This is a genomic window from Pseudomonas sp. GW456-E7 (assembly GCF_059424105.1).
Genome location: NZ_JBWKZB010000047.1, coordinates 22,970 through 29,906, shown reverse-complemented (window position 1 = coordinate 29,906; position 6,937 = coordinate 22,970). Strand labels below are relative to the sequence as shown.

At 63.5% G+C, this 6,937-nt stretch carries 5 protein-coding genes; 3 read left to right on the top strand and 2 right to left on the bottom strand.

What is annotated here, in order from left to right; genetic code table 11:
* Window positions 1-173 precede the first annotated feature (173 nt).
* Together AC07YV_RS24290 and AC07YV_RS24285 are read right to left on the bottom strand one after the other, a co-directional pair.
* Window positions 174-1,295 (bottom strand): LLM class flavin-dependent oxidoreductase, encoded by a 1,122-nt coding sequence (locus tag AC07YV_RS24290; RefSeq protein WP_095967405.1) that lies wholly within the window; start codon window positions 1,293-1,295, stop codon window positions 174-176.
* A gap of 139 nt (window positions 1,296-1,434) precedes the next feature.
* On the bottom strand, window positions 1,435-2,619 hold the full coding sequence (locus AC07YV_RS24285; protein ID WP_102702297.1) for an acyl-CoA dehydrogenase family protein: 1,185 nt from the start codon (window positions 2,617-2,619) through the stop codon (window positions 1,435-1,437).
* 1,370 nt (window positions 2,620-3,989) lie between these two features.
* Here AC07YV_RS24285 and AC07YV_RS24280 point away from each other — a divergent pair.
* Genes AC07YV_RS24280 through AC07YV_RS24270 form a run of 3 tightly spaced genes read left to right on the top strand, consistent with a single transcriptional unit; the run spans window position 3,990 to window position 6,937 of the window.
* Window positions 3,990-4,505 carry a flavin reductase family protein gene (locus AC07YV_RS24280; protein ID WP_102702295.1) on the top strand — a complete coding sequence of 172 codons (516 nt, stop codon included), beginning with the start codon at window positions 3,990-3,992 and terminating at the stop codon, window positions 4,503-4,505.
* 9 nt (window positions 4,506-4,514) lie between these two features.
* Window positions 4,515-6,194: an FAD-binding protein gene (locus AC07YV_RS24275; protein WP_102702294.1), complete on the top strand. Its 1,680-nt coding sequence runs from the start codon at window positions 4,515-4,517 to the stop codon at window positions 6,192-6,194.
* Window positions 6,182-6,937 (top strand): glucose 1-dehydrogenase, encoded by a 756-nt coding sequence (locus AC07YV_RS24270; RefSeq protein WP_102702293.1) that lies wholly within the window; start codon window positions 6,182-6,184, stop codon window positions 6,935-6,937. Before AC07YV_RS24275 ends, AC07YV_RS24270 begins: the two co-directional genes overlap by 13 nt.

Below are 6,937 nucleotides of genomic sequence, written 5' to 3'. Positions count from 1 at the left end.
CCCCCCCCCCCCCCCCCCCCCCCCCCCCCCCCACGACCGGGCGACTCGGAATGTCTGAAAAACCGTGCTGCCCCGTTTTGCGACCGCTTCGCGGCCGAACGGGGGCAAGCCCCCTCGCCACAGGTTCGGTCCGAATGGAGAACATTCGTTAACCGGCTAGCTTCGTCCTGACATCAGCCCTTACGAAAATGGGGGATCACCTTCTCGCCAATATTCTTCAAGGTTTCCAGCTGCGCCCACTGCGGCACGGTGCCCATCTGGCAGATGAACAGGATTTCGTCGGCGCCGGCGTCGATCAGGCGCTGCACGTAGCCGATGCAATCCTCGACGGTGCCGTAGGCGTGGTTCGGGTTCATCATGGCCATTGTCGGGTCGGAGAAGTCGACGCTGACTTCTTCGGAGGCGAAGCGCGACTTGATCACGCTCTGGCCGTTGCCATCGACGAAGGTATCGTCCTTCCACTTCTGCGGATCCGGACGCTCGCCACCGCCGTACCAGTAGCCCAGGGACTCCATGAAGTAACGCTGGCCACGGATACCGATGCGGCGCGCTTCTTCGTTGTCGTCCAGCACGATGGCCGGGCACAGCGCGGCGATGTGCCGGTTAGGGCGGAAGCCCACTTGCTTCTTCTCATCGCGGTTGTCGTAGGCCGTGTGATACACCTCGACCTTCTTGGCGATTTCTTCCGGGCCACCGAAGCCCAGCACCAATGCGCCCATACCGCGACCGCCGGCATTCTTCAGCGACTCGGTGTTGGTGCACGCCAGGTACATCGGCGGGTGCGGGTCCTGATACGGTTTTGGATGGATCGGGCGCTTGGGGATCTGCACGAAGTCGCCGTTGTGCTCGATCTCGTCCTGCACGAACATTTTCGGGATCAGGTACATCATCTCGTCGATCTGCGGCTGCAAGGTCGCCAGGTCGTAGCCGAAGGTGCCGGCTTCCTGCTGGGTGCCGCCCTTGCCGACGCCGAAGTGCACACGGCCCTTGGACAGCAGGTCGAGAGTGGCGATGCGCTCGGCGACTTTCACCGGATGGTTCATCGCCGGAGGCAGGCAGACCACGCCGTGGCCGATGCCGATGCGCTCGGTTTTACCGGCCACGAATGCCAGCATGGTTTCCGGCGCGGACATGTGCGAGTAGTTGCTCAGTGCGGTGTGCTCTACGCACCAGAAGGTGTCGAAGCCGAGCTTGTCGGCGAGCACAGCCTGCTCGACCGTGTCTTCGAAAATCTTGCGGTCGCCTTCGCGGCTGGAGTCCACCGTCTGGGCTTCGTAAATCAGGGAAAATTTCATGGTTGATCCTTGTGCTTATTTGGATGCGCAGTCGGCGCCGTAGACCTTCGCCTTACCGCCAATGCTCGTGCATCGACGGGGCGCTCGAATCACGCAAACGGACTAGCCCGTTTCATAGAAAAAGAGCTGTAGGGAAGCGTCAGAGGAAAAAGTCGCTGCTGTCCTGCCCCATGCTCACGCCGCCCAGGTTCCAGGCGTACTTGGCCGGGCTGTTGGCGACGTGGGCGCGACCGGTGTGAATGTCGCGGAAGGCACGGTTGATCGCGTGACTGCGGAAGATCGTCGAGGCGCCGCTGTTGAACATCAGGTCGCCAACGGCCTTGGCGCACTTATCGGCCACCAGCGCCGAGTCGTAACGCATCTTCACCCGCTCGGGCATGCTCAACGGCTCCCCCTTCTGCGCGCGCTCCAGCATCAAGGCGAAGTTGCGATGCAGCACGGTCTTGCATTCATCGACGCAAACCATGGCATTGGCCAGCGACGATTGCGCGGCCGGGTCCTGGACCATCTTGCGACCGTCATTGACCCCGACCCGGGCGCGGTTGTGCTCGACAAACTGATCCACCGCGCCTTGCAGGGCGCCGATAGCGGACGACGACACCGCACGCACGAAAATCTGCCCGAACGGCAGGCGGAACAAGGGCGCAGTGTTCACCGCATTGCCCGGACTGCTCTGCATGAAACCGTCGAGCGCGCGATGGGTGCGGTACTCGGGAACGAAGGCGTTTTCCACCAGGATGTCGTGGGAGCCGGTGGCTTCCAGGCCCATGACATTCCAGTTGTCGAGAATCTGGTAGTCACTGCGCGGCACCAGGAACGTCCGATAATCCGGCGCCCCGCCCGCCTCTTCCGGCGGCACCAGCGCACCGAGGAACGCCCAGTCGCAGTGCTTGCTGCCGGAAGAAAAGCCCCAACGACCGCTCAACTTGAAACCACCGTCGACCCGCTCGACCTTGCCCACCGGCATGTAGGAAGACGAGATCAGCACGCTGGAATCGCTACCCCAGACATCCTGCGCGGCGCGGTCGTCGAACAACGCCAGCTGCCAGTTGTGGATCGCCACCACCCCCAGCACCCACGCCGAGGACATGCAGCCCTCGGCCAGAGTCATCTGCACGTCGAAGAAATCCTTGGGTTCCAGCTCATAGCCTTCCCAACGGGACGGTTGCAGGATGCGAAAGAACCCGGCGTCGTGGAAATCCTTCAGGGTTTCTTCAGGCAACTGCCCGGCTTGCGCGGCGTTCAGGGCGCGTTCACGCAGGATCGGCACCAACTCACGGGCACGTTGGCTCAGACGCTGGCGAATCAGGTCTTGGTTGAGCATTTTTATTGTTCTCCTTTGTTCACCCCATCCGCCGGGGCGCGCGTGCAACGGGGCGGGTGTAGTGCCCCTACGCTGGCATTCAAGCAATGCGCAAAGCGGCGGGCATCCCTCAAACGGACCATGTGGTTTTGGGGAACAGGTATCTGGGTGGGGGTGAATCAGAAAGTGATGTGTTGGCTGGCAGGCCATCTTCGCGGGCAGACCCACATTGAGCTCCCTGTTTTACTCGAGACTTGTGGCCACTGAAGATCACTGTGGGAGCGAGCTTGCTCGCGATGGCTTTGTGTCAGGCAGCATGGATTTTTGAGGGTGGACATATCCGTTTCTGCGGTAACGGCCGCTTAGGGTTCCGCTCTTACAGCGGGTCACTTGGAAAAGCCTGTAGGAGCGAGCTTGCTCGCGATGGAGGTCAACGATGATGCGGGAAGCCTGGCACCCCGCGGTGCTCTCAGATTTTTCGCGAGCAAGCTCGCTCCTACAGAGCCCGCCGCCATCGGCCATCCATGGCCGGGGGCGGCTAACCCGGCATCCATGCCGGGTTGCCCACTGCGCAGAACCTACGCTCGGCCTCACGAGGGGGCGTACACCGCAACAGCGCCCGAGGCGGCCTACCGGTCGATCTGGTTCTGATGCAAGCGCATTCCCCTGTAGGAGCTGTCGAGTGCAACGAGGCTGCGATCTTTTAGAGGTGATACAGCCACAAAATTCCAGTCGGCTGTCGGGCCGCCTTCGCGAGCAGGCTCGCTCCCACAGGAACTGAGTACAGCAGCAAGGTTTCTGCCGGCCGGTAGTCCGCCATCGCAGGCAAGCCAGCTCCCACAGGGTCGAGGTACATCCGCCAGGTTCAGGTCGGCTGTCAGGCCGCCTTCGCGAGCAAGCTCGCTCCCACAGAAGTGCAAAAGCAGAGCAGCCCACACCGCGCCGCTTCTCACCACTCATCAGGCCGAGCGTTAGCTCGCCTGCAGCTCTTGATCTACCCGCCCCCTCGGCAGGCTGAGCGGAGGTGTTCATCCGGGGATGGGCGCGCAGCGCCGTTCGACGCAGTCGAACTCATTGCATGTAGGTCGAAGCGAAGCCGACCGGAGGGCAATGCCCCCGGATGGACACCGGAGCGAAGGAACCCCGAGCCTCAGCGAGGGGCCGTACGTATGGGGCGAGACCTTTGGTTACTTTGGGGCGTTTGCCAAAGTGACCCGCTGTAAGAGCGGAACCATAAGCCGCCGTTACCGCAGCAACGGATATGTACTCAATCAACCAAGAGCCTGGTCGGCCCAGAGGCCGCCAAGGCCTAGTCCCCTCGGACGATGTGACGACTGGACGTCAGAGCAAGAATCCATCGCACTCCACCCCAACAAAAAAGGCCCAGTGCGATGAACGACGCCAATCTCAAAGCCGACATGCTCCAGGCCATGCGCCGCCTGGCCAAGTCCGTCACCATTATCAGCACCAGCAACGGCTCCGAACGCTTCGCCATGGCCGCCACCGCGGTCGACTCCCTGAGCACCGAGCCGCCATCACTGCTGATCTGCGTCAACAAGACCGCCTCGCCCCACGCCGCACTGGCGACCGGCGCCGACTTCTGCGTGAACATCCTCGGCGTCGACCAACAAGACCTGGCCAACCTGTGCAGCGGCGCGATCAAGGGCGAAGCACGCTTCGACCGTGGCAACTGGCTGACCAGCCCGGGCGGCATTCCTTACCTGGGTGACGCACAATCGGCGATCCTCTGCCGCCAGGACGGCCACTTCAGCTACGGCACCCACACCGTGTTCATCGGACGCATCCTGCAGATCCATACCACTGACGCCATCACCCCGCTGGTCTACCTTGACGGCAGCTACACCACCACCGCCAAACCCGCACCTTCTCTCGCAGTCGCTGGCTGAGGCCCGAACATGGACAGCCTGAACCGGTTGACGGCGTTGCGAGTGAACAGCGCCGACCCGTTGCCATGGGATGACCGCTGCGACTTGCTGATCGTCGGGTTTGGCGGAGCCGGCGCCTGTGCCGCCATCGAAGCCAGCACTCGCGGCCTGTCGGTGCTCGCCCTGGATCGCTTCGAAGGCGGTGGCGCCACGGCACTCAGCGGTGGTGTGGTCTATGCCGGCGGCGGTACGCCGTATCAGCGCCAGGCGGGCTATGAAGACAGCAGCGACGCCATGTTCAATTACTTGCGTCAGGAAGTCGGCGAAGCCGTCAGCCACGAGACATTGCGGGCGTTCTGCGAAGGCAGCCGCGAGCAACTGGCCTGGCTGGAGCGACAAGGCGCAGCCTTCGAAGCCAGCGTGCCGCCGCACAAGACCTCGTACCCGAGCGACCAGTACTACCTTTATTACTCGGGCAACGAAGCCGTGCCGGCCTATGCCGCCAGCGCCAAACCGGCACCCCGTGGCCATCGCACCAAAGGCCCGGGCATGTCCGGTGCCAGTCTGTTCGCCCCGCTCAAGGCCAGCGCCTTGCGTCATGGTGCGCGCCTGCGCAGCCAGTGCGAAGTGCGGCGGCTGGTGCTCGACCTCGACGACAAGGTCCTCGGTGTCGAAGCCTGGCAGTTGCCTTCGGGCAGCCGCGCTGCCAAACAACATGCGCGCCTGTCGCGCTGGGCCGCGGCCATTCATATGTACGCTCCGGCCTTGGCCGACCGCTTGCGCGCCCGTCAGCGTCGCATCGAACAGACCAGCGCCATCCGCCAATTGATTCGCGCCGAACAGGCGGTGCTGTTGAGCAGCGGTGGTTTCATCTTCAATCGCGATCTGGTGCGCCAGCACGCGCCGCAGTACCTGGCCGGCCTGCCGCTGGGCGCCACCGGGTGCAATGGCAGCGGCATCGCCCTGGGCCAGAGCGCCGGTGGCAGCGTGGCGCGGATGGACAAGATCAGCGCCTGGCGTTTCATCAATCCGCCGCTGGCCTGGGCCCGCGGGCTGATCGTCAATGCCCGCGGACAACGTTACGCCAACGAAGAAATCTACGGCGCGACCCTCGGCCACGCCATGGTCGAAGAACAGGACGGTCGCGCCATTCTGGTGCTCAACCGTGCGCTGGTACGTGAGGCATTGAGTCAGGTCGGTCCCGGCAAGGTGTGGAATTTCCAGCGCCTGCCGGTGCTGCTCAACCTGCTGTTCAACGCCAAGCGCAGCACCAGCCTGGCCGGGTTGGCCAAGCGCTGCCATCTGCCGCCGGAACTGCTGCGCCAGAGTGTCGAACGCTATTCCCGCGCGGCACGCGGTGAAGTCGCCGACGAGTTCGGCAAGTCCGCGGCGATGCTCGCCAACCTCGACCAGGGCCCGTGGTACGCCCTCGATCTTTCATTCGCCAGCAAACTGTTCCCCTGCCCGGTCATCACCCTGGGCGGGTTGAAAGTCTGCGAGGCCAGCGGTCGGGTGCTGGACCCTGCCGGCCAGCCCATAAACGGCCTGTACAGCGCCGGCCGCAATGCGGTCGGGGTCGCCTCCAACCTGTATGTCTCCGGCCTGTCACTGGCCGATTGCATCTATTCCGGTCGCCGGGCTGCCGCCCACGTGGCCGACCAATTCGCACTTCAAACCGCACGATCAGGAGAACAACAATGCAACGTGTAGAAGGCAAAGTCTGCATCATCACCGGCGCCGCCAGCGGCATTGGTCGCGAAGACGCCCTGCTGCTGGCCCGCGAAGGCGCCAAAGTGGTACTGACCGACCTCAACGAAGAAGCCGGTCGCCAGGCGGCTGCGGAGATCGGTGCCAACGCGCTGTTCATCCGCCACGACATCGCCAGCGAAAGCGATTGGCAACACGTGGTCAAGACCACCGTCGAACACTTCGGCCGCCTCGACGTACTGGTCAACAACGCCGCGATCCTGGCCCTGGGCAGCATCGAAGACACCACCCTGGAGCTGTGGCAGAAGGTGCAGAAGATCAACGGCGACGGCTACTTCCTCGGCTGCAAGTACGCCATCCAGGCGATGAAGGAAAGCGGTGGCGGCTCGATCATCAACATGTCGTCGGTCGCCGCCTTGGGCGCCATGCCGCTGTTCTGCGCCTACTCGGCGTCCAAAGGCGCGGTGGCGGCGATGACCCGTTCCATTGCCCTGCACTGCAAGCAGCAGGGCTACCGCATCCGTTGCAACAGCGTGCACCCCGATGGTGTGAACACGCCGATGACCCAGGCCCTGGCCGGCGGACAGCCGATCCCGCAGGAAGCGCTGGACCAGGACCCGATGAACCGCATGGCGGCGCCACGGGACATTGCCAACGTGGTGCTGTTTCTCGCCACCGACGAGTCGCGGTTCGTCAACGGTGCCGAGATCCGCGTCGACAACGCCCAACTGATCAGCGGGCTCTGA

Excerpts from the sequence above, each read along its gene's own strand:
- AC07YV_RS24290 (WP_095967405.1), bottom strand. The coding sequence starts at position 1,295 with ATGAAATTTTCCCTGATTTACGAAGCCCAGACGGTGGACTCCAGCCGC.
- AC07YV_RS24285 (WP_102702297.1), bottom strand. The coding sequence starts at position 2,619 with ATGCTCAACCAAGACCTGATTCGCCAGCGTCTGAGCCAACGTGCCCGT.
- AC07YV_RS24280 (WP_102702295.1), top strand. The coding sequence starts at position 3,990 with ATGAACGACGCCAATCTCAAAGCCGACATGCTCCAGGCCATGCGCCGC.
- AC07YV_RS24275 (WP_102702294.1), top strand. The coding sequence starts at position 4,515 with ATGGACAGCCTGAACCGGTTGACGGCGTTGCGAGTGAACAGCGCCGAC.
- AC07YV_RS24270 (WP_102702293.1), top strand. The coding sequence starts at position 6,182 with ATGCAACGTGTAGAAGGCAAAGTCTGCATCATCACCGGCGCCGCCAGC.